Genomic DNA, 23,120 nt, shown 5'->3' on the forward strand with positions numbered 1-23,120 from the left:
AAATTTAGCACTACTGCAATGCAGCAATTGTCATTCCAGATCAGGGTGTCAAAAAAACCTTTAAAATCATCAAATAAAAATACAGCGAATGCTTTTATTAATATCAATGCACTAACATGGACATACTAGTGCACTGAAATGATACTGAAAGTTTAACCGTTTTCGTTTACCAAAGCGCTAAGGTGGCCGTTTTGCCTGCAATATCTGTTTGTTCTACCCTACTCGCTTTTCGGTTAGCTAGGCCATAACACACATGCAGCGGCAATAAATGCTCTTCTCTGGGATGGCAGAATCGGGCATGGGGCGCTGTGGTCTCCCAATTGATTAATCGCTCAGCACGCTGCCCTTCGGTCAGTGATTCGCTTTCAACGGTTTCTTTAAGCCAGTGTTGGAACGCATCGTTTTGTTCATCGGCACCGGGTATGTGTCTAAAAAACGCTTTCATGTTGTGAAAAGAGAAGCCAGAACCAATCACCAGGGTATCAGTCAGGTCGGCAGCTTGCAGCGCTTCACCCAGCCGCACATGCAACGACGCATTCAGACTGGCAGCCAGCGAAAGCTGCACAACCGGAATATCTGCATCGGGATACATAAGTTTTAACGGCACAAACATACCGTGATCGTAACCTCGCTTCGCATCGATGGCTATCTTCGTACCACTTTTCCAGGCCGCCTCGCTTAATGCTGCGGCAAAGTCAGGATCACCTTTTGCGGGATACTGGATGCGATACGCTTCCTCAGGAAAACCGTAATAATCGTAAATCAGCTCGGGCTGCGGATTACCGGTAACGGTAAAACTGGATTCTTCCCAGTGCGCACTGATCAACAAAATTCGCTTCGGTTTCGCTATCGTTGCGGTTACCGCTTTTAACTGCTCTACCATATGCTGGTGCGATGGCTCACCGAGCAAGGGAAATGGGCCGCCGCCGTGGGATAGATAAAGAATATTTGATGGCGTCATTATCATGGTGTTACCTCATGGTTTAGCTGATCCACATCAGCCTGTTCATGTAACAAATGATACGCCACTGATGACAATTGTCTTTGTCCTAAAATCGGACATAAAAGTCTATTTAATGGAATGATGTCAGGGAATGACAGACACTGAAGACCACTGCCCGTCTTGTAATTGATGAAGTTCTCGATACTGCGGGTTAGCTTTTAGATTAAGGTAATCAACTTCGGCAACATGAAAGTTAATCTGGCAAAAATGCGGCGGTGGAGACGAATTGTCTGGCACAATAGCCTGCAATGGGCCGTCATCCACACGAAGCGTTCTAGGCTCGCCCCAAAGAAATTGCTTTTTCCCCTGCGCTGATAGCGCCTTCCACTGGGAAGTGAGATCCACACCATTAATACCGTGCACCAAAATGGTAGTAGAACAAGTGAAACGGAATTGCTCTCTGCTGCGGGTGAAATACCAGCAAATGGACGCACGCGGATCGCCCTTCAATTCTGCGATTTTTGGTGTACGGTGATCTGAAATCACCGACAGCACAGCGCTGTCGGCATCTAAAGAACGAAAAACCAATGTACGGTTTTGTGGCACACCAGACTCATCACTTGTCGCCACCTGGAGAAAGCGACTTTCCGGTATGTCTTTACTGATCTGCAAACTTTTTTGCAATCGCGTAGCCCAAAGCGGTTGGGTATTAATCAGCACGTTGAGTCCGGTTGAACAAGCGGTAAAAGTTTTCAGTGGTCTGACGGGCCAATTCTTCTGCCGTTACCCCTTTCAGTTCGGCGATAAACTCAGCCACTTCTACCACATAGCCAGGCTGATTCTGTTTACCACGATGCGGCACCGGAGCCAGCCAGGGTGAGTCGGTTTCAATTAATAACCTGTCTAGCGGTAATGCTTTCACCACTTCACGCAATTCATCGGCAGAATTAAACGTAACGATGCCTGAAATCGACACATAGAAACCCATTTCAATAGCTGCTTGTGCCATTTCCAGGCTTTCGGTGAAGCAATGCAACACGCCGATGGTGTCAGGATCTTTATATTCCTTTAGAAGATTCAGCGTATCTTCCCTGGCGTCACGAGTATGAATGATCAAAGGCTTTTTGAGCGCGTTAGCCACTTTGATGTGGTCGATAAACGAACTGAGTTGTACTTCACGGGTATCGGCGCTGTAAAAGTAATCCAGCCCAGTTTCGCCAATAGCGACAACTTCAGGTTTATCAGCTTTTTCTAATAGCGTCTGATAATCGCAGGCATCCTCCTGATGAAGCGGATGCACACCACAGGACACCGATACATCGGGATACCCTTTTACCTTGTCATACATGTCGTCGAAATCGTTCACCGCTACGCAAACACAAAGAAAATGCTCGACGCCACGCTGGCGAGCGAATTTCAGGGTTTCTCCAAGCTCAGCATCGTCCATTTTTAAACGGTCTAAGTGACAGTGAGAATCTACAAACAAAATGACTTACCTTATTATAAAAATTTAAAGAGGATTTACCGCGAATACATCCAGCACGCCGGTAAGAATAACGGTTTTATTCACACCCGGGTGCTCAAAATGTTTCAGCGCCTGCTGACAGTAAGAATACGCGTCGTAATCGGCTGGCAAATAACTTTGTACGTACTTTTCATGGGCAGCGGATTGCAGCCAACTTACCACTTGCTTACCACTATCCTGCCATTTGGATGCGAGCTGCACAGACGAATCAGTCCCCGACATCAACCTACCAATGCCTTCCTGGAATTCACTGAATGAGAGCCCTTTTGACTCATCTTCCAAACTGGCTTTCACTAAAAACGGCGCATTGCCATATGCTTTTATTGTGGCAGGCGTGACATCGTTGTGCCCCTGCCCGGCTAGCCAGCTCAGTGTTTCACCTTCTGCTGGTAACTTGAGTATGTGCTTCTCAGAACGACTAAGAATTGTGGGTAGCAACGCATTTAATTTACTGGCTAAGAGTATGAGATAGGTATTAGTGGTCGGTTCTTCAAGGGTTTTTAACAAGGCATTTGAAGCGGCTTCTGTCATGGTATCGGCGTGATGTATGACTAGTACCTTGTTGTGACCGAGCTGCGCGGTGCCTGAGAGTTTTGCAATGCCGCCACGAATGGTATCTACCCCAATTTGCTTTTCACTAACCAAAGGGTGAAAGTCTGGGTGGTTCCCGGCAGCAAACAACTGACAGCTTTGACACGCGCCGCAACTGCCCTGCGCAGTTAATTGTTTACACAGCAGTGATTTGGCCAATTCATCGGCCAATGCAGCCTTACCCAATCCTACTGGACCAGAAAGTAGTAACGCATGGTGCAATGTCTGCGACTGAAGACGACGTATAAACTGCGAATAAACCGATTGGAACCAGGGCAGCATCATGCCAATCGAGCCTCCAACGCGGCAACCACATCCTCGTGTACCTTTGCCATAGGCTGCATGGCATTAATTGTAACGGTACTGGAAGATGCTTGCGCGAGTTGCAAATACTTGTCACGGGTTCGCTGGAAGAAATCCATACCCGAACGTTCAATACGATCGAGTTCACCACGGCCCCGGGCACGTTTCAAACCTTCTTCGGGCTCGACATCAAGATACAATGTTAAGTCTGGTTCAAAGCCCTGCAAACACAATGTACGAAGTGCCATCAATTTATCTTCAGGTATTTGTCTGCCACCGCCCTGATAAGCCAATGAGCTCATATCGTGGCGGTCACCGAGCACCCATTCGCCTTTGGCCATTGCCGGATGAATCACATTCACCAGCAACTGTCTGCGAGCGGCATACATCAGCATCAGCTCCGTTTCTTCGACAACGGTTTCCTGCCAATCGCCTTTCACGCACTCTCGAATGGCTTCAGCCATAGGCGTGCCGCCGGGCTCACGGGTGCAAACACACGTTTGACCCAGTGCCTGAATAAAGTTGCGTACGACCTCAATAACAGAGCTTTTACCTGCGCCTTCTAGGCCTTCAATGACAATAAATTTACCTGACATAGTTTACTTACTACTCATGTTTCGTTGATATTCGTTCACGGCCTGATTGTGCTGCTCTAACGTGGCAGAAAAAACATGAGTGCCATCGCCTCTGGATACAAAATACAGCGCATCGGTCACAGCAGGATGCAAGGCTGCATCAATCGCGGGTTTACCTGGCATCGCGATGGGCGTTGGTGGCAAACCACTTACCGTATACGTGTTATAGGGGTTTTTCTCGCGCAGGTGTCGACGGGTTATGTTGCCATCGAAGTTATCACCTAATCCATAGATCACCGTGGGGTCGGTTTGCAGCCGCATATCTTTCTGTAAACGGTTGATAAACACCCCGGAAATAAGCGGTCGCTCGTCTGCAACAGCGGTTTCCTTTTCAATAATAGACGCCATGATTAGCGCTTCATACGGCGTATCGTACGGCAGTCCTGGCTGACGTTGTTCCCATGCAGTTTGCAGGTATGCAGACATGGCGTTATTTGCACGTTTCAAAATACCGGAAACCGAAGCACCTGCGGTGTAATGATAGGTATCGGCAAGAAACAGTCCTTCCGGGTAACTATCAACCGACGCGCCCTCTGAAGTGACAACGTCTGTGGCTGCGACTAATCCGCTCACCTCGTCAACCGAGGCAATGTCTTGCTTAAGCGATGGCACATTCTCTAGTACGGCTAACCATTGCTTGAGTGTAAAGCCTTCGACAAGTCCTACGGAAAACTGAAATTCCTCGTTACGCGCAATCAGATACAGGGCATCGAGTAGCGACATATCAGGCTGAAGCTGGTAGGTACCGGCTTTAACGGCGCGGGCCTGCTCATCAAGCTTCAACCAGATTTTGGCCACCACTTCCGGGGTATCAGCATAACCTTCGTTATCCAGCTTTCGCACTACCGAAATAGCAGAACTGCCTGGTTCCACAACAAATAATGCAGGTTCGCTAACGGTGAGCGGCGCATTCACAGATTTAAGCACCCAGAATGCCAGCGCAGAACCAAATGCCAGCAGCGTAAACAATATCGCTGTAATACTAATCAGTCGCTTCATTTTCCCTCTCGTAAGCGGCTTTAATCTTGTCTTGTAAATCTAATACAGGCGACTTGTCGAAACGGGTTAATGTAGAGTGATGCTCGACGGCATTGACGGGCACAACCCCCATCAAGGTATTACAAAGAAACACCGCAGATGCGTGCGCCAGTGATGCAACATCAAAATGACCGGTTTGTACTGCAGTTCCCTGCGCTTTAAGTACATCAAGAACAAATGCCCGGTACACGCCAGCAACACCGCATTGGTCAAGGGCGGGCGTCACCCACTGACCGTCCATCATCCAGAACAAATTGCTGGCACTGCCTTCTATGAGGTGATTATGGATATCGCACACAATGGCATCATCACACCGCATTTGTTGCTTAATTAATACTTGCTCGAGCCGGTTCAGATGTTTTATCCCCGCCAGCAATGGTTGTAAGCCGAGCTTAACCTTGCTCACTTCGGTAGTGATGCCCTCAGTTCGCCATTTCGCGTAATGGGCCGGTACAGCATGCTCTGAAAGACGATATTGCATATCCGGATGTTCAGGTCGTGCGTAACCTCGGCCACCCACGCCAGAAGAAATATGTAACTTGAGTACACCGTTACTAAGCTGGTCAGCTGCTGCTGCAACGTTTTGCGATAAATATGATAAATCGAGCTTTAAACCAAGACGAGAACTGTCGTGCTCTAAACGCGCCAAATGATAACGCCAAAGGCTCACCCTGCCGTTTTCCACTCGCATGGTGGTAAATAATCCGTCGCCGTAATGGAATGCCCTGTCCTGATATAGCTTTTGCGTCATTTGAATGTGAAATAAATAAATATGGGAGGGAGTATATCAGTACAAGCTGTTAATTACAGTGTGCGGAGTAGGCAATCAAACCGATGGCACTGAGATTGATGTTACTTCCCACTGAATGCATCAGGGAGCGGCGGAGAATGGTTACGCATAACCCATTAAGGTACAAAAAAGGCAGCGTTTAGCTGCCTTTCAATGCTTTCGCCTTTAAATTAGTCGTCGAGACGTTTAAAGACCAGTGAGCCGTTCGTTCCGCCGAAGCCAAACGAGTTACACAGTGCCAGTGATTCATTGAATGCTTTGGCTTTGTGAGGCACAAAATCCAGGTCGCACCCTTCACCTGGATTGTCCAGGTTAATCGTTGGCGGTGCCATTCTGTCGCGCAGCGCCAGTACGGTGAAGATAGCTTCAACAGAACCTGCCGCACCCAGAAGGTGACCCGTCATGGACTTGGTAGAGCTAACCAGCACCTTCTTGGCGTGGTCGCCGAATACACGCTTAACCGCAGCAACTTCTGCGATATCACCTGCAGGCGTAGAGGTACCGTGGGCATTGATATAACCAATGTCTGCAGCATCGATGTTGCCATCACGCAGTGCATTCTCCATAGAGCGTGCCGCGCCATCACCGTCTTCCGGTGGCGACGTCATGTGATAGGCATCGCCGCTCATGCCAAAACCAACCAGCTCAGCGTAGATTTTTGCACCACGGGCTACTGCCGAATCATAAGATTCCAGCATCATCACACCAGCGCCCTCGCCCATGACAAAACCATCACGGTCTTTATCCCATGGACGGCTCGCTTGCTGTGGCGCGTCATTGTTTGAAGACAATGCACGGGCTGCAGCGAATCCGGCAACACCTAACGGTGTGATAGACGCTTCAGCACCACCGGCCAGCATGGCATCGGCATCACCGTAAGCGATGGTACGGGCCGCAACACCAATATTGTGAACACCTGTAGTACACGCTGTCACGATATTCAGGTTCGGACCTTTCAGACCTTCCATAATAGACAGAAAGCCAGAAATCATATTCGTAATCGTAGAAGGCACAAAGAATGGCGAAACGCGTTTTGGACCGCTGTTCGTCAGCTTAGTGTGGTTCTGTTCGATTTGTTCGAGACCACCAATACCTGAACCAATTGCTACACCTACACGGTATGCATTGTCGTCAGTGATTGCTAAGCCTGAATCGGCCAAAGCTTGTTTACCCGCTGCAATACCCAGCTGAATAAACCGATCCATCTTTTTTGCTTCTTTTTTTTCGATGTAATCTTGCGGGTCGAAATCGTTGACCTGACCGGCAAAACGAGTGGAATAGTTACTGCAATCGAATAAGGTGATATCACCGATACCGCTTTCGCCTTTTAACAGACGAGCCCAGGTTCCTTCAACAGAAGAATCCAACGGTGACAGCATACCCATGCCAGTAACCACTACGCGACGTTTTGTCACAAAAAGCCCTCGTATTGGATTGAACGTTAGATACGAAAACGGCTCTTAACAGAGCCGTTTTCGCAAATCTCAAGACAGCTAATTAAGCGTCTTTGTTTGCGTTGATGTAATCTACAGCAGATTGAACGGTAGTGATCTTCTCTGCTTCTTCATCAGGAATTTCAGTATCGAACTCTTCTTCTAAAGCCATTACCAGCTCAACAGTGTCGAGTGAATCTGCGCCCAAATCATCAACGAAGGAAGCTTCAGCTTTTACTTCTTCTTCTTTAACGCCCAGCTGTTCTACGATGATCTTTTTTACGCGCTCTTCGATGTTACTCATAATTCTAGGTTTCCCTTAACGTCACTAGATAAAAAAGTGCCGCTAGTTTATTTTGCAAGGTCTCTCCTTGCAAGTACCAAGTCATGTAAAAACTGTGGTCAAACCAGCAACTAACCAATACTTATACAAATTTTTAACACCAACACCCTGTTAAAACAAGACCTTGGCTCGAAAATGCTGCAAATGCAGCTTAGTTCATATACATTCCACCGTTAACGTGGATTGTTTCGCCAGTGATATAGGCAGCGCCATCACTGACTAAAAAAGCAACCGTTGATGCAATTTCTTCAGGTGCGCCCAGACGGTTCGCCGGGATGTCCTTAAAGATCGCTTCTCGCTGGTCATCTGTCAATGCTTTCGTCATATCTGTGTCGATAAAACCAGGGGCAACCACGTTAATCGTGATACCACGGGAAGCAACTTCACGGGCCATCGACTTAGAGAAGCCAATCACACCGGCTTTCGCTGCCGCGTAGTTTGCCTGTCCGGCGTTACCCGAACTACCTACAACAGAACCTACGTTCACAATGCGGCCATAACGCTTTTTCATCATGCCGCGCAGCACTGCTTTAGACAGTGTGAAAATAGAGCTCAGGTTAGTATCAATGATATCCTGCCACTCGTCATCTTTCATCCGCATTAGCAGGTTATCGCGGGTAATGCCCGCATTGTTGATCAAGATATCAATGCCACCAAACTCGTCAGCAATCGCTTTCAGAGACGCTTCTACAGACGCTTTGTCAGTCACATTCAGCGCCAGTCCTTTTCCGCCACTGGCAGCCAGGTACTCACTGATAGCCGCTGCACCGTTTTCACTGGTTGCGGTACCAATTACGGTCGCCCCCTGTGCAGCAAGTGCTTCGGCAATCGCTTTACCAATGCCGCGGCTCGCACCTGTTACCAGGGCAATTTTTCCAGATAATTGAGTCATGTTTTTCCTACATGTCAGATTATAGATCAGCCAGTGTTTCTGGTGTATTCACCGCTACACTGGTCAATGCTTTATCGATGCGTTTGGTCAGACCGGTAAGCACTTTACCCGGGCCGACTTCAATGATTTTTTCAACGCCTTGCGCCGCTAGAAACTCTACAGTACTGGTCCACTGTACCGGACAATAAAGCTGACGCACCAATGCATCTTTAATAGCAGCTGCTGAAGATTCAACGCTCACATCAACGTTATTAACCACCTGAATAACAGGCTCGCTAATGGTAATGGCAGCCAGTGCATCGTCAAGCTGATCAGCAGCAGGACGCATTAATTCACAGTGTGAAGGCACGCTCACGGCGAGTGGTAAAGCGCGTTTAGCCCCCGCTTCTTTACACGCATTGGCGGCTTGCTCTGCGGCTACTTTCTCACCGGCGATAACCACCTGACCTGGTGAGTTATAGTTAACTGGAGCGACTACATCACCCGTAGCGATAGCCGTTTGCTGACAACAATCCGCAATGGTCTCGTCGTCAAGACCGATGATGGCGTACATAGCACCCGCACCTGCAGGCACTGCCTGTTGCATGAACTGTCCACGAGCTTCAACCAGTTTAACGGCGTCTTTGAATTCAATGGCACCGGCACAAACTAGCGCTGAATATTCACCCAAGCTGTGACCAGCCAGGTAGTCAACCTCTATACCCTTCTCCTGAAGAACACGCCAAATTGCGAAACTCGCTGTCAGCAATGCGGGTTGAGTAATATGGGTTTCGTTCAATTTGCCATCGGCATCGTTCTGAACCAGATCCCACAGATCATAACCCAGCACATCTGAAGCTTCAGCAAAAGTCTCGATAACAACTGGGTAATTTTCCGCCAGTTCTTTTAACATGCCTACAGATTGGGAGCCTTGTCCCGGAAATACACAGGCTGTACGAGTCATAAAGTTTCCTTATTCTTATCGTTATATCAGCAGGATATGTTGCGTGGGCTCAATATCTGACAAGTGCAGAAGCCCAGGCAAAACCGCCACCAAACGCCTCAAGCAGTAAATGCTGGCCACGTTTAATGCGGCCATCTCTGATCGCGGTATCTAATGCAGTGGGTACCGTCGCTGCTGAGGTATTGCCATATTTTTCTAGAGTAAGCACGACCTGGTCAAGAGACATGTCCAGTTTTCTTGCCGTGGCTTTAATAATTCGGAAGTTTGCCTGATGTGGTACTAACCAGTCCAGATCAGATTTAGCCATGTTATTGGCCGCCAGTGTCTGTTCTACGGTTTCAGATAACTTGGTAACGGCGACTTTGAAAGTCTCGTTGCCTTTCATAGAACACCAATTTTCTTCTACAGACGCCGCATTACCACGTTGTGGATTACCGGCATACAGCAGCTCTCCGTATGACCCGGCAGCATGAATATGGGTAGATAAAATGCCTGGCTCATCACTGGCTTCGATGATTGTTGCCCCCGCACCATCACCGAATAAGATAATAGTACCGCGATCGGTGGGGTCCATCATTCGAGTAAGGCAGTCAGTACCAATTACCAGAATGCGCTTTGCCATGCCTGTTTTGATGTACTGGTCAGCAACACTTAACGCATAGCAGTAGCCTGCACATGCCGCTGCTACGTCAAAAGCAGGAATACCGTTGATATCTAACATAGCCTGAATTTCACAGGCTGTACTTGGGAAGGCATGGGCACCACTGGTCGTGGCACACACTATCATATCAATAGATTTGGGGTCGATTTGCGCCGCTTCGATGGCGTGCTTACTGGCTTCGAATCCCATGGTGGCTGCAGTCTCGTCTGCACCAATAATACGTCTTTCTTTTATGCCCGTGCGTTCAGTGATCCATTCGTCACTGGTATCGACCATTTTTTCCAGGTCGGCGTTGGTTCGCACTTCACTTGGATAATAACTGCCGGTCCCGATAATTCGTGAATAATTGCTCAAAGCTGCTCCAACAATACCGTTTCTATTTTACTTTTTATTTTCTCAGGGATGCCCATTTTGGCTTCACGCATACCCTGATGAATCGCGTAGTAAAAAGCGTCAGCGGAAGCGTTTCCGTGACTCTTGATTACAATGCCGCGCAATCCTAACAGACTCGCCCCATTATACTGGTCGGGGTTCACCCTGTTGTAGATGCTTTTGAGTAGCGGCAACGCTATTCTGGCCATCAAACGACTCAAAAGGTTCATTTGAGATTGCCTTTTTACTTCATTTATAACCAGTTTTGCTAAACCTTCGGTAGATTTAAGCGCCACATTGCCGGTAAAACCGTCGGTTACCACTACATCAGCATGGTCAGTAAAAATATCATCGCCTTCTACATAGCCAATGTAATTCAGCGCTTCTGCATCGCGGAACATCTGATCTGCAATTTTAACCTGCGCATTGCCCTTAATGTCTTCTTCACCCACATTCAGCAACGCGACTCTGGGCTTTTCAATGCCCGACACTTCCTGAGCCAGTACGCTGCCCATCACCCCATATTGAAACAAGGTTTCTGAGGTACAGTTTACGTTCGCGCCGAGGTCGAGCAAAAACACCTTGTGCTGGCTTGCTGTGGGCATGGCCGATACCAGCGCGGGTCTGTCGATGCCCGGTAATGTTTTAAGGAAGTAATAAGCCAGTGCTAAAAGTGCACCGGTATTTCCCGCACTCACACACGCGTCGGCTTCACCAGATTCCACCAGCTCGATAATGCGTCGCATCGAAGAATGTTTTTTATTACGTAACGCAAAAGCGGGGGCATCACCCATTTCGACCACATCTTCACAATGCTCGATGGTGACTCTGGCACGTTGCTCAGGCAATAGATCGGCTACAACAGGTTCAATAATTTCCTGCTTGCCGCAAAGAATGAAATTAAAATCTGGGTGTTGCCGGATGGCTTTGAGGGATGCGGAAAGGATAACAGGGGGACCATGATCGCCCCCCATGATATCTAACGCGATGGTTAGCTTAGACAAAAGTTGTCACCTACTGATTAGCGGGCGATTACTTTTTTGCCTTTATAGTAACCGTCTTCGGTCACGTGATGACGACGGTGTGTTTCACCCGACGTTGAATCGACAGACAAAGTCGCGCCTGTCAATGCATCGTGTGAACGACGCATGCCACGCTTAGAGCGTGTTTTACGATTTTGTTGTACTGCCATAACTTACTCCTGGTCTCGCTTAAGTTCTTTCAAAACCGCGAAAGGGTTTGGTCGCTCATTAGCCGGGTCGATTTTACCAAATGTCATATCGTCTTCACCCACTTCGCAATCCTCCTCTGCATGAAGGGCTACGATAGGTAATGAGATAATCAATTCATCTTCAAATAATTGAAATAAATCAACTTCTCCGTGGTCGTTGACCTCTACCGGTTCATAAGCTTCGGGTAATGCATCTGCCTGTTCCTGATCTTTCCCCTGCACCGGGCTAAAACAGAATTCAGTATAAAGGGAGTGGTTAAACTCGCCATTACACCGTTGGCAGACAAGTGTTACCTGTGTATCCAGATGACCGTGAAAGACAGTAAGACCCTGCGCGTCTTTTTCGAACTGTACTTCGGCGTTCACCCATTCATCACAGCTGACAACAGCTTCATTCAATCGTTCCAACTCTTTGGTGGCGATAACGCCTCGATAATCGGAGCGTTTAACGGCACTTTTGACCGGATCGACGGTATGAGGTAATTTCACTTTTTGCATAGGGCGCGCATATTATAGATTTGGTTAGTCTGTGTCAAAAGATTAATCGCCAATCACCGCTATTAACCACGGTTCCAACGGGTTTTGCATGTTTACAAAGCCCAATATTAGCAATAATCCATGAAATATGGCCTACTAGCGGCCTGTTAACTAGTTTCTTTCCCGGTCTGCTATGCCCTCGCTAACAACAAAACAATATCCGAATTTTATTCTTGCTAGTTCATCGAAATATCGTCAGGCACAGTTTGCCTCGCTAGGTATTACCGCTGAAGCCATTGCCCCAGACATCGATGAATCTGCCCATGATCACGAATTGCCACAGGCATTAGCGGAAAGACTCGCGAACGTCAAAGCGGCAAAAATTGCAGGCCATCATGCCGATAGCATTATTATAGCCAGCGACCAGGTTGCTGTGGTTTGCGTAAACGATAAGCTTCATCAGTTAGGTAAACCAGGCAGCTTTGAAAAAGCCCGCGAACAATTACAAATGTGTAGTGGACGTTGCGTTACCTTTTATTCAGCATTAACCGTACATCATGCCCAAACGAGTAAAGTTATCACCGATACCGATGTGACACAGGTTTGGTTTAGGGAACTGAGCGATGCACAGATAGATGCTTATCTTCACAATGAGCAGCCTTACGATTGCGCTGGCAGTTTTAAATCCGAGGGCAAAGGCGTGCTGCTGTTCGAACGCATCGATTCAAGAGATCCCAATGCGCTTATTGGGCTTCCGGTTATGCTACTGCGTGACATGCTGGCCGAATTTAATATCGACCTGCTGACGCTGGCCACATCAATGGGCCAGTAGATACGCTTGCAGTTCACCTAAGCTGTGAACAATGGTTTGAGGGGCATAATTTTCTAAATGCACCTGGGCATGTACGCCGAAAGAAACACCAATGCGATCAACGCCAGCATCACGGGCCATTTGCATATCAAACGTAGTATCGCCAATCATTACCGCCTCTTCCGGCGCTACGCCCGCTTCCGCCAGTAATTGGAGGATCATATCGGGTGACGGCTTAGATGCAGCGTCATCGGCTGTGCGCGAATAGCTGAAATAGACGCCCGTGCCGGTATTATTCCAACAACGATCAAGCCCTCTTCTCGCTTTGCCGGTAGCCACAGCCAATGTGCGATTGTCTGCTTTCAATGCTGAGAGCAACGTATCTGCGCCATCAAACATGGGGCTTGGCGTTTGATCTTGCTCGATAAAGGTATTCTTATACGCTTCAAACAATTGATCCGTTAGCACCTCGTCGGTGGTGTTAAACAGTTTCTGAATGGCTGGGCGCAAGCTAATGCCAATAATGCCCCCCACCTCTTCTGCAGAAGGAATAGCGACACCACATTGTTTTGCAGCCAGCTGCATACAATTTACAATCTTGGCCGCCGAGTCCATCAGCGTGCCATCCCAGTCAAAAATAATAAATTTATACTTCATTTAACTGCTTTAGTGCGTTGTTAAGTTGAGCATCTAATGGGGCTTGAAAACGAATTTGTTCTTCGGTGCCCGGATGCAGAAACTGAATACTTGCGGCATGCAGGAAAAGGCGTTTTAGCCCAGCCCGGTTCATTTGCTGGTCAAAGTCCGCATCACCATACTTTGGATCGCAAGCAATGGGATGACCAGCGTGCAAGCAGTGCACACGAATTTGGTGCGTACGGCCAGTTATAGGCGATGCTTCTACCAATGTGGCATTTTCGTAGCGGGTTAGAATGCGATAGCGAGTTTCCGATGGCTTGCCGTTTTCGTTTACACTTACCAGACGTTCACCCGATTGCAGCACGTTTTTCAATAGTGGTGCTTTAACCTTAAAACGGTTTTCAGGCCATTGCCCGGCAACCAGCGCCTGATAACGTTTATCCATTTGGCCTTCCCGCAGTTGAGCGTGAAGGTGGCGCAATGCCGAACGTTTCTTGGCGATGAGAATACAGCCGGAGGTATCGCGGTCGAGTCGATGAACCAGTTCCATGAACTTGGCATCGGGGCGCAATGCACGCAGCCCTTCAATAAGCCCAAAACTAAGTCCGCTGCCACCATGAACCGCCGTACCGGAAGGCTTGTTGATGACTAAAATACGATCGTCTTCAAACAGGATACAGTTTTCCAGCTCGGCCACTTTTTCCAGTTTTGGATTAGGCGTGTCTTTCTCTTCCGCCACCCGTACAGGTGGAATACGAACCAAATCGTCTGCCTGCAGTTTATACTCAGGTTTTACACGACCTTTATTTACCCGCACTTCGCCTTTTCGCAAAATACGGTAAATCATACTTTTGGGCACACCTTTTAACTGAGTGCGCAGGAAATTATCGATACGCTGACCGGCGAGATCGGACTCGATGGTCACAAAGCGTACTTTTTGAGGAAGTTCTTCTTTCATGGGCGGCAGTATACCTGAGCCCCCCGACTTACGCTAAAGCTAAATAGCAGACAGTATTAAAATGTTACCCGTCGAGTGAGCAATCCAGATATTTCACCACGGTCGCAAGAATCATTATTCTTTCATTTAGCTTCCTCTTTAAACTCACCTCATCACATGAATCAAATGTCATAAACCTGTTCAAAACGTGGTTTATTTACGCCCCTTATAAAAAACCACACTTTAAATGCTGGTTTTTAGTACAAAAGCAGCATAACTGTGCTTGCTAATATCGTGAGTATGGTGAGATAATCACGAGGATTTTGCAGTACACTTGCTTAGCAAAATCCGGTTCGAACTTAAGTAATGAACCATAATAGTGTGCGGACAACTGAATAAATGCATTCGTCCGGTTCCATGGGGGCAGCACAAAACCTCCAGAACCTCAGCACAACTGATGAAAATAAAGTTCGCCGTTTAGCAAACAGAATTGAATTGACCTTCGCCCCTGGCAACAAAAGGGGTGAGAATATAAAAGACAGTAAGGGCTTGTCGTTCCCGACACTCGCAATTATCCGTCAGGCACCTGAATAACCTGTGCCGACAATATGAGTAATACGGCGAAAACAACAAATCCCGCACACAGCCGTGAGGCTGGGTGACGCGTATTTGCACGTGTCATTTTGATTTTGTGTCTAAGCGGCTGTTCAAAAAACAGAGTTAGATACAATGAAAAGAATGTTGATTAACGCAACTCAGCAAGAAGAGTTGCGCGTTGCCCTGGTAGATGGGCAACGGTTATATGATCTTGATATAGAAAGCCCGGGGCATGAGCAAAAGAAAGCTAACATTTACAAGGGTAAGATTACCCGTGTTGAGCCAAGCCTCGAAGCTGCCTTTGTAGACTACGGCGCAGAACGTCATGGTTTCCTCCCTCTAAAAGAAATTGCCCGCACTTACTTCCCGAAAGGTTACAAATTCGAAGGCCGTCCAAACATCAAAGAAGTGATCAAGGAAGGTCAGGAAGTTATTGTTCAAATTGATAAAGAAGAACGTGGCCAGAAAGGCGCCGCCCTGACGACTTTCCTGTCATTAGCAGGTAGTTACCTGGTACTGATGCCAAATAACCCTCGTGCCGGCGGTATTTCACGTCGTATCGAAGGTGACGAACGTAACGACCTGAAAGATTCACTAAGCCGCCTCGACTTGCCAGACGGTATGGGCTTAATTGTGCGTACCGCGGGTGTAGGTAAATCATATGAAGAACTTGAGTGGGATTTACGGGTTCTGCTTAAGCATTGGGACGCCATTTCTGAAGTTGCTGAAAATCGTGCTGCACCTTTCCTTATTCATCAGGAAAGTAATGTCATTGTTCGCGCTATTCGCGATTACTTGCGCCGTGACATTGGCGAAATTCTGATTGATAAAACCAGCATTTATGAGCAAGCACTGCAGCACATTGAGCTGGTTCGCCCTGATTTCGCAAACCGCGTAAAACTGTACAAAGGCGATGTGCCGCTGTTCAGCCATTACCAAATCGAAAGCCAAATTGAATCCGCGTTCCAGCGTGAAGTGCGTTTGCCTTCCGGTGGTTCAATTGTTATCGACCCAACCGAAGCGCTTACCTCTATCGATATCAACTCTGCCCGCGCAACCAAGGGTGGCGATATTGAAGAAACCGCACTGAACACCAACCTTGAAGCTGCAGACGAGATTGCTCGTCAGTTACGCTTGCGCGACCTGGGTGGTCTGGTAGTTATCGACTTTATTGATATGACTCCGGTACGTCACCAGCGCGAAGTTGAGAAGCGCATGCAGGACGCGGTGCGTTCTGACCGTGCCCGTGTTCAACTGGGTCGTATCTCACGCTTCGGCCTGCTGGAAATGTCCCGTCAGCGTTTACGTCCGTCTCTGGGTGAATCTGCGCACCACGTGTGCCCTCGCTGCTCTGGTCATGGGACTATACGTGGTACAGAGTCTCTTGCACTGTCTATTCTGCGCATCATCGAAGAAGAGAGTATTAAGGACAACACCGGTCAGATTGAAGCCCAACTGCCGGTACCGGTGGCCACTTACCTGCTTAACGAAAAGCGTAAGTCCATCAACGTTATTGAGAAACGTCACGGCGTTTCATTGCTGCTGATCCCGAATCCGCATCTTGAAACACCACATTATGAAGTGATTCGTCACCGCCCTGACGAAGTCATCACCGACGCCAGCTATGATGTTGACCTGAAAGAGCCGGAAGAAACTGAAAAGTATCAGCCTGTTGCACAACCAGCTAAACGTGAAGAGCCGGCACTTAAAGGACTAGTTGCACCAACTCAGGCGCCACCTACTCCCGTTGCAGCCGCTCCTACCCCAGCCGCGCCACAAACCCCGCCAACTGCAAATGGTGGCAACCTGTTTACCAAACTGGGTAAGTGGATTTCTTCCATTCTGGGTAGCGACGAGAAAGAAGAAGTTAAAGAAGAGTCAACAGAGAAGAAGACATCTTCACGACCGCCTCGAAATAAAGACAACCGCAACCGCAAGCCACGCAACAACCGTAACCGCCGTGGTGGAAAGCAGCAGTCTGATAACAACGAGCGTGGTGAGCGTACCGACCGCAATGAACGCAATGTAAACGATGAAAACAAGTCGCAACAGAAGCGTCAGGATGACAAGCGTAATCGTACTAAGAGCCGTCGTAAGCCTCAGGAAAACAAGCAGAGTAAACCAGAGCAGCAGAATGCCGCTGTGGAAAATGCTGACGACAATCAGGAGCAGCCAGAACGTAAGAAGCAGGTTGCAGAGCGTCGTAAGCGTCGTGACAAGCGCCGTAGTGTTCGCGTAAATAAAGATGGTGCGCAACACACTCAAAATACGGAAGAGACGCCAGCTATTGCAGCAGAAGCTAAATCTGCACCGGTTGACGCAGTTTCAGAAGTAAAAACCACTGACGCGCCAAACGTTGAAGAGCATAAAGCACCTGAAGTGACTAAAACTCAGGAAAAATCTGCTGTAACAGTCGAAGGTGACACGACAACAGACACGACAAATGGTGAAGAAGCGGGTCAGAAACGTGAAAGCCGTGGACGTTCACGCCGTTCTCCACGTCATGTTCGTGCTGCCGGTCAACGCCGTAAGAAAGAGCAAACGCCTGTTGATGATGCAGAGCAATCAAGCGCTGCTGAAAACAACGAGCAAAATGATGCTCCTGTAGTTCCTGTTGTGACTGAGCAAGCTGAAGAAACAGTCAACGCTGAATCAACTAGCCATGTTTCTGGCGACAGCAAGCCTGCGAACACTGAAGTTCAGGAAAAACAAGACAACGTTAAAGAAGCGGTAGCTGATGCGCCTGCACAGGACCAGCTTAACTTTGAACTTGCTCATCCTGAAACTGAAGAGAAGCCTAAATCAGCTAAACCACGCGTGCGGGTTGAAGGTGATAAAGTTGTTTCTGCGGATGTGTCGCCAGAACAGGTAGAAATTAACCTGAACGACAATGCTGAAGCGGAAGCTAAAACCGAAGCAGTTGAAGAAGCGCGTGTCGCAGATAAAGCGGAACAAGCTGCGCCGTCTGCAGTCGTTGAAGCAGAACCAGAAGCCACAACCGAGGTTAACGAAGTTGAAGCTCCTGCAGAAGAAGCGACAGCAGCGCCAAAAGTTGCTGAAGCAGAAGTAAAAGCAGAAGCTGAGAAACCGGTGGTAGCAGAAAAGGCCCAACCTGCTTTCGTTGCCACTTCCAGCCGTGGTCGTAAGCACGTTTCTCATCCGATGACGTTACCTGCGTCTGTTGATGCCGTATTCAATGATGTTGCATTGACGGCAAAAGCAGATGATGCTCGCCCTGCCCTGATGGTTTCGGGCAAAGCCGCATCAATCAGCCAGGCAACATCTTCTGCCTCTGCAGGCATGACATTGCCAGGTCAGAGCAAAGCAGAAACAGCGGAAGAAACAGCTGAAGTATAATTACCTTAACAGTTGAATAAACGCGATAGGGCCGTACTCTTAGTAGTACGGCTTTTTTTATTTGTTTGTCAAAGTGAGCAGTATGTCTGATAGCCCTCTTTTGCCCTTCCTGAACTGGCTAAATCAAGTTTCTGATCTAGAGTTCGAAAACCCACAACATATCCAAACACTTTGGAGCGGCTACGGCGCATGTTTCCGCGCATTTTCAGTACAAAACCATGAACCGGTTGTCATTAAATGTGTAAAGCCAGAGCAGGCATCCTCTCATCCGAAGGGGTGGAAAACATCTGCGTCTCATGAACGAAAGTTGCGATCGTTTGAAGTTGAACACCATTTCTATAAGCATTTACAAAAGCACACAAATAACCAGTGTCGGGTTCCTGATTATGCAGGCGGATGTCAGGAACAGGATTCCCATTTAATAATCCTCGAAGATTTAGATGCAGCCGGGTTCAGCCGCCGCGAAAGTGTTTTATCAACAACGCAATGTGAAGTGGTACTTATCTGGTTGGCTGAATTTCATGCCAGCTTCCTGGGCCTGGAAGACGAACACGTATGGGAAGAAGGGACATATTGGCACTTGAATACCCGGCAGGATGAATGGCATGCGATGGAAGCTGGCGAGTTAAAAGACAAGGCATCTACCATTGCCAGCGCACTGAAAAATGCAAAATATCAGACGCTACTGCATGGCGATGCCAAAGTCGCGAATTTTTGTTTCACCGAAGATTTATCACACTGTGCAGCAGTAGATTTTCAATACACAGGTTACGGTGTGGGTGTGAAAGATGTGGCCTATTTTATTGGTAGTGCGTTGTCGGAACAGGAACAGCGCGATACAACAGCACACTGCCTCAACGTTTATTTTAACGCATTGCAGCAGACATTAAACAGAAAACACCCCTCGGTGGACGCTTCGAAATTAATCACTGAATGGCGAGGTTTATACAACCTTGCGTGCGCAGATTTCTACCGATTTCTGGCCGGTTGGAGTCCAGACCACTGGAAACTAAACAGGCCACTCAGCGATGCTTGTAAAAGCGCACTGAATGGCCTGTGATGAATTGAGAATAGTTGTAACAGTAAACAAAGACGAGGCGATGAATACCGTCAATTGAACCTTTACCAGGTTAAATCGTCCGGAATTTCATAATCCGCATACCAGTCTTCTTCGTCTTCTTGTTTACCGTCAACGTCTTTGGTATCCAAAACGGCGCGATAAATCACAAAGCTCTCGTCACGTTGCGCAATCTTATCTGCAACGGGTGTTGGAACCAGCTCATATGCTTCATCGAGTAACACCACAACCAAGCGGCCTTTTGTGACCTGACGATGCATTTCTTCACTCACGTACATGCGTTTTACCACATTGTCGTGAGTGAAGTTTAATACCACGTCGCCTTTACGCTCTTGCTTATTCACATTAATAAGCTGTTTAATTTGCGCAATCACCGAACGCTTTTCGCGCTCTTGTTGCTGTTCAGCATTCAGGGCGCGGTCTTTCGCTTTTTTCTCTTCCGCTGCTTTTTCGGCAGCAATTTTGGCGGCATCCGCTTCAACTTGCTGATTTTTATTTTTCAGCTTTTGTTTTTTGCGCTTATCCGCCCGGGCTTGTTTGGCTGAACTTTTGTTCGCCAAACCCGCTTTCAATAGTTGATCTTGTAATGAAGCCACGAATCACCTACTTCTTTTTCTTGTCCTGATCGACCCACTTGCCACCTTCATACCATGAAGACCAGCCCGTAGATTTGCCCTCGCTGTTTTCAGACATGACATACTGCTGTTTTGTCTTTCTGCTAAAGCGAACAATGGCTAAATTACCGTCTGGATCTGCTTTAGGCGCATCGGCCAGATATTGGAATTTCGGCGAAATTCTGTCACGGAAGCGAGCAAGTTCCTCCACTTTCGGCGCACGAGTCTCCCTGGATTTAGGGAAATTATGGGCCGCTAAGAAAATACCTGATGCACCATCTCGCAGCACAAAATGCGCGTCAGATTTTTCGCAGGGCAGCTCGGGTAAATCTACCGGATCTTCCTTCGGTGGCGCGGCTTCACCGTTACGCAGCAACTTACGGGTATTCTTACATTCTTCGTTGGTACAACCAAAATACTTGCCGAAACGACCGTTTTTGAGTTCCATGTCGCTACCGCATTTATCGCATTCGATAACCGGACCGTCATAGCCTTTAATTTTGAACGTGCCTTCCTCGACGTACGTACCCGGACAGGTTGGCGTGTTACCACACACATGCAGCTTACGTTTTTCATCAACCAGATAACTGTCCATCGCCGTACCACAAATGTCACAGCGACGTTTAGCACGCAGCGCTTCAGTTTCCATTTCCTCTTCGTTGTCTACTTTCACCACTTCTTCACCCGGAGTCAGGTTCATGGTGTTAGTACAACGCTCTTTCGGCGGCAGGTTGTAACCTGAACAGCCAAGGAATACACCGGTAGAAGCCGTGCGCACATTCATCTCGCGGCCGCACTTGTCACAGGTAATACCGGCAGGCACTGCCTGATTCGGACGCATACCGCCCTCATCAGCATCTTTCTCTGCTTTCAGCAGTTTGCCGTAGAAATCGGTGTAGAAGCTATTCAGCACTTGCTTCCAGTTTTCTTTTCCTTCGGCGATATCGTCGAGGTGCTGTTCCATGTTCGCGGTAAAGTCGTAACTCATCAAATCGTCGAAGTTTTCCATCAGACGATCGTTAACGATTTCACCCATTTTCTCAGCATAGAAACGTTTATTTTCAAGACGCACATAACCGCGATCCTGAATAGTAGAAATGATACTCGCGTAAGTAGACGGACGGCCAATTCCACGCTTTTCCAACTCTTTAACCAGCGATGCTTCGTTAAAGCGGGCAATAGGCTTAGTGAAATGCTGTTTTGGATCCAGTGCTTTAAGATCCAGGGTATCTCCCTGCTTCACATCGGGTAGCAGTAATTCTTCTTCGCCTTTCTTGCGGATTTGCGGCTGTACCTTAGTCCAACCGTCGAATTTAAGTACGCGACCTTTTGCCGTTAATTCATAATCGCCAGCGGCAACACGAATCGTTGTGGCATCGTATTTAGCGTTTGTCATCTGACATGCAACAAACTGACGCCAAATAAGCTCATACAAGCGCTGTGCGTCTCTCTCCATGTCTTTCAGAGATGCTGCCTGTACTTTTACGCTTGAAGGACGAATTGCTTCGTGAGCTTCCTGAGCGCCTTCTTTGCTGCCGTAGCGAATTGGCGAAGCAGGCAGATACTTAGCACCGAAATTCTCGTCGATGTACGCGCGGCAATTATCCAGTGCTTCCTGACTCAGGTTCGTGGAGTCGGTACGCATATAGGTAATGTGACCGGCTTCATATAAACGCTGGGCCAGCATCATGGTTTTCTTAACACCGAAACCCAGACGGGTACTCGCCGCCTGTTGCAACGTCGATGTAATAAATGGCGCGGAAGGCTTGCTCTGCGTTGGTTTGGATTCGCGGCTTTCCACCACGTACGCTGCATTTTCTAAATGGCCAACCGCAGTATCCGCTTCTTGTTTGTTCTTCGGCTTGAAAGGCTGGTCCTGGTAGCGGGCCACCAGCATACGCAGTTGCTGTGCCTTGCTAGCTGCAACATCGGCATGAATATCCCAGAACTCTTCCGGTACAAAAGCCTTAATTTCGCGCTCACGCTCAACCACCAACCGCACGGCGACCGACTGTACACGACCGGCTGACAAGCCACGGGCAATCTTTTTCCACAACAGTGGCGACACCATGAACCCCACAACCCGATCAAGAAAACGGCGGGCTTGCTGCGCATTCACGCGGTCAAGATTCAATTCACCAGGATGAGAGAAAGCTTCCTGAATGGCATTTTTGGTGATTTCATTGAAGACTACACGCTGATACGTTTTGTTTTTCTCACCCAGAAGTTCCCGCAGGTGCCAGGCGATAGCCTCCCCTTCGCGGTCCAAATCCGTTGCGAGATAGACAGTGTCAGCATCTTTCGCCAGCTTTTTAAGTTCGTTAACGACTTTCTCTTTTCCCTGCAATACCTGGTAGTGGGCATGCCAGTCTGCTTCTGGATCGACGCCCATGCGATCGACCAGTTTGCGGTACTCGTGTTTGCGCAGGTATTCTTCCCGCGCTTTGTCGCTCATCGTTTTTAGTTCTTTTGCCGGTTTTTTCGGTTCGACATTACCCACCGCCTTGGTAGGCAGGTCGCGAACGTGGCCAACAGAAGATTTTACGATAAAATTTTTACCGAGATATTTATTTATCGTTTTAGCTTTTGCTGGTGACTCGACAATAACCAGTGATTTTGCCATAAAAATTGATTAAACCTGTTCGTAATCAGAGACTTAAATCGTCTCAATGAATATTTAGGTGTAGTGAGTGGCGATGGTGCACTACCCTTTCTTTTTTTAACATATATCTACAAAGTGAATGGAAAACAAGATCTTCTTAATAGTTATTCTGTCGCTTGCTTCAAATACCGCCACAAACTGTTCATTATTTAGCCTGCGACGTTGGCAAGCCTAGTAAAAACCGTATAATGCCGCCAATCCAATAGCCAGAAAACCCGCTTTATCCGTTGCTTTGCCTGCATTATCAG

Annotated in this window: 23 protein-coding genes; 4 read left to right on the forward strand and 19 right to left on the reverse strand. The window is 47.9% G+C overall.

The features are described 5' to 3' along the window. Nucleotides 1-166 precede the first annotated feature (166 nt). The 15 genes from ACXAFQ_RS17915 to yceD all read right to left on the reverse strand — a co-directional run bounded on the left by ACXAFQ_RS17915 (nt 167) and on the right by yceD (nt 12,198). Nucleotides 167-961, reverse strand: coding sequence for a DODA-type extradiol aromatic ring-opening family dioxygenase (locus ACXAFQ_RS17915; RefSeq protein ID WP_474824767.1), 795 nt, complete (start codon nt 959-961; stop codon nt 167-169). 126 nt (nt 962-1,087) lie between these two features. After that, on the reverse strand, nt 1,088-1,663 hold the full coding sequence (locus tag ACXAFQ_RS17920) for a pyridoxamine 5'-phosphate oxidase family protein (RefSeq protein WP_474824768.1): 576 nt from the start codon (nt 1,661-1,663) through the stop codon (nt 1,088-1,090). Next, nucleotides 1,653-2,429 carry a TatD family hydrolase gene (locus tag ACXAFQ_RS17925; protein ID WP_474824769.1) on the reverse strand — a complete coding sequence of 259 codons (777 nt, stop codon included), beginning with the start codon at nt 2,427-2,429 and terminating at the stop codon, nt 1,653-1,655. The genes ACXAFQ_RS17920 and ACXAFQ_RS17925 overlap by 11 nt, the downstream gene beginning before the upstream one ends. Nucleotides 2,430-2,453: 24 nt before the next feature. After that, a complete protein-coding gene (holB, locus tag ACXAFQ_RS17930; RefSeq protein ID WP_474824770.1) occupies nt 2,454-3,344 on the reverse strand; it encodes a DNA polymerase III subunit delta' in 891 nt (296 codons plus the stop codon). Then, complete coding sequence (tmk, locus tag ACXAFQ_RS17935; protein ID WP_474824771.1) at nt 3,341-3,958, reverse strand: dTMP kinase; 618 nt, start codon at nt 3,956-3,958, stop codon at nt 3,341-3,343. Before tmk ends, holB begins: the two co-directional genes overlap by 4 nt. A gap of 3 nt (nt 3,959-3,961) precedes the next feature. After that, the gene (gene mltG, locus ACXAFQ_RS17940; RefSeq protein WP_474824772.1) at nt 3,962-4,996 is read right to left on the reverse strand and encodes an endolytic transglycosylase MltG; all 1,035 of its coding nucleotides are present in this window, start codon (nt 4,994-4,996) and stop codon (nt 3,962-3,964) included. Beyond that, entirely contained in the window at nt 4,980-5,786 is an 807-nt protein-coding gene (gene pabC / locus ACXAFQ_RS17945) for an aminodeoxychorismate lyase (RefSeq protein ID WP_474824773.1), read from the reverse strand. The genes mltG and pabC overlap by 17 nt, the downstream gene beginning before the upstream one ends. A 209-nt stretch (nt 5,787-5,995) precedes the next feature. Continuing rightward, nucleotides 5,996-7,240, reverse strand: coding sequence for a beta-ketoacyl-ACP synthase II (gene fabF / locus ACXAFQ_RS17950; protein WP_474824774.1), 1,245 nt, complete (start codon nt 7,238-7,240; stop codon nt 5,996-5,998). 82 nt (nt 7,241-7,322) lie between these two features. Continuing rightward, nucleotides 7,323-7,562 (reverse strand): acyl carrier protein, encoded by a 240-nt coding sequence (gene acpP, locus ACXAFQ_RS17955; RefSeq protein ID WP_070123232.1) that lies wholly within the window; start codon nt 7,560-7,562, stop codon nt 7,323-7,325. A gap of 190 nt (nt 7,563-7,752) precedes the next feature. Further along, nucleotides 7,753-8,493 (reverse strand): 3-oxoacyl-ACP reductase FabG, encoded by a 741-nt coding sequence (gene fabG / locus ACXAFQ_RS17960; protein WP_070123233.1) that lies wholly within the window; start codon nt 8,491-8,493, stop codon nt 7,753-7,755. Nucleotides 8,494-8,512: 19 nt separating this feature from the next. After that, entirely contained in the window at nt 8,513-9,436 is a 924-nt protein-coding gene (fabD, locus tag ACXAFQ_RS17965) for an ACP S-malonyltransferase (RefSeq protein ID WP_474824775.1), read from the reverse strand. 49 nt (nt 9,437-9,485) lie between these two features. Beyond that, entirely contained in the window at nt 9,486-10,451 is a 966-nt protein-coding gene (locus ACXAFQ_RS17970) for a beta-ketoacyl-ACP synthase III (RefSeq protein WP_474824776.1), read from the reverse strand. Next, nucleotides 10,448-11,473, reverse strand: coding sequence for a phosphate acyltransferase PlsX (plsX, locus tag ACXAFQ_RS17975; RefSeq protein ID WP_070123236.1), 1,026 nt, complete (start codon nt 11,471-11,473; stop codon nt 10,448-10,450). The genes ACXAFQ_RS17970 and plsX overlap by 4 nt, the downstream gene beginning before the upstream one ends. A gap of 17 nt (nt 11,474-11,490) precedes the next feature. Further along, the gene (gene rpmF / locus ACXAFQ_RS17980; protein ID WP_070123237.1) at nt 11,491-11,661 is read right to left on the reverse strand and encodes a 50S ribosomal protein L32; all 171 of its coding nucleotides are present in this window, start codon (nt 11,659-11,661) and stop codon (nt 11,491-11,493) included. Nucleotides 11,662-11,664: 3 nt separating this feature from the next. Then, nucleotides 11,665-12,198: a 23S rRNA accumulation protein YceD gene (yceD, locus tag ACXAFQ_RS17985; protein WP_474824777.1), complete on the reverse strand. Its 534-nt coding sequence runs from the start codon at nt 12,196-12,198 to the stop codon at nt 11,665-11,667. A 172-nt stretch (nt 12,199-12,370) separates the two neighbouring features. Between yceD and ACXAFQ_RS17990 the strand changes: the two genes are divergently transcribed. After that, nucleotides 12,371-13,009 (forward strand): Maf family protein, encoded by a 639-nt coding sequence (locus tag ACXAFQ_RS17990; RefSeq protein WP_474824778.1) that lies wholly within the window; start codon nt 12,371-12,373, stop codon nt 13,007-13,009. On the opposite strand, the gene ACXAFQ_RS17995 is transcribed toward ACXAFQ_RS17990, so the two are convergent. Both ACXAFQ_RS17995 and rluC read right to left on the reverse strand, forming a co-directional pair. Next, a complete protein-coding gene (locus tag ACXAFQ_RS17995) occupies nt 12,995-13,645 on the reverse strand; it encodes an HAD-IA family hydrolase (protein WP_474824779.1) in 651 nt (216 codons plus the stop codon). The genes ACXAFQ_RS17990 and ACXAFQ_RS17995 overlap by 15 nt on opposite strands. Further along, nucleotides 13,635-14,585, reverse strand: a complete 951-nt coding sequence (gene rluC, locus ACXAFQ_RS18000) for a 23S rRNA pseudouridine(955/2504/2580) synthase RluC (protein ID WP_474824780.1) — start codon at nt 14,583-14,585, stop codon at nt 13,635-13,637. Before rluC ends, ACXAFQ_RS17995 begins: the two co-directional genes overlap by 11 nt. A gap of 378 nt (nt 14,586-14,963) precedes the next feature. Here rluC and ACXAFQ_RS18005 point away from each other — a divergent pair, with 378 nt between their 5' ends. The 3 genes from ACXAFQ_RS18005 (at nt 14,964) to ACXAFQ_RS18015 (ending at nt 19,578) form a co-directional block, all read left to right on the forward strand. Then, entirely contained in the window at nt 14,964-15,158 is a 195-nt protein-coding gene (locus ACXAFQ_RS18005) for a hypothetical protein (protein WP_474824781.1), read from the forward strand. A 135-nt stretch (nt 15,159-15,293) separates the two neighbouring features. Beyond that, on the forward strand, nt 15,294-18,518 hold the full coding sequence (gene rne / locus ACXAFQ_RS18010) for a ribonuclease E (protein WP_474824782.1): 3,225 nt from the start codon (nt 15,294-15,296) through the stop codon (nt 18,516-18,518). 82 nt (nt 18,519-18,600) lie between these two features. Further along, nucleotides 18,601-19,578: a phosphotransferase gene (locus ACXAFQ_RS18015; protein ID WP_474824783.1), complete on the forward strand. Its 978-nt coding sequence runs from the start codon at nt 18,601-18,603 to the stop codon at nt 19,576-19,578. A 62-nt stretch (nt 19,579-19,640) separates the two neighbouring features. Here the strand turns inward: ACXAFQ_RS18015 and ACXAFQ_RS18020 are convergent, their stop codons facing one another. Both ACXAFQ_RS18020 and topA read right to left on the reverse strand, forming a co-directional pair. Then, entirely contained in the window at nt 19,641-20,192 is a 552-nt protein-coding gene (locus ACXAFQ_RS18020; RefSeq protein ID WP_474824784.1) for a DUF2058 domain-containing protein, read from the reverse strand. A gap of 7 nt (nt 20,193-20,199) precedes the next feature. Then, nucleotides 20,200-22,833: a type I DNA topoisomerase gene (gene topA, locus ACXAFQ_RS18025; protein ID WP_474824785.1), complete on the reverse strand. Its 2,634-nt coding sequence runs from the start codon at nt 22,831-22,833 to the stop codon at nt 20,200-20,202. Between the last annotated feature and the right edge of the window lie 287 nt (nt 22,834-23,120).

The sequence above is a fragment of the Alteromonas sp. ABH2_165 genome, assembly GCF_056159945.1.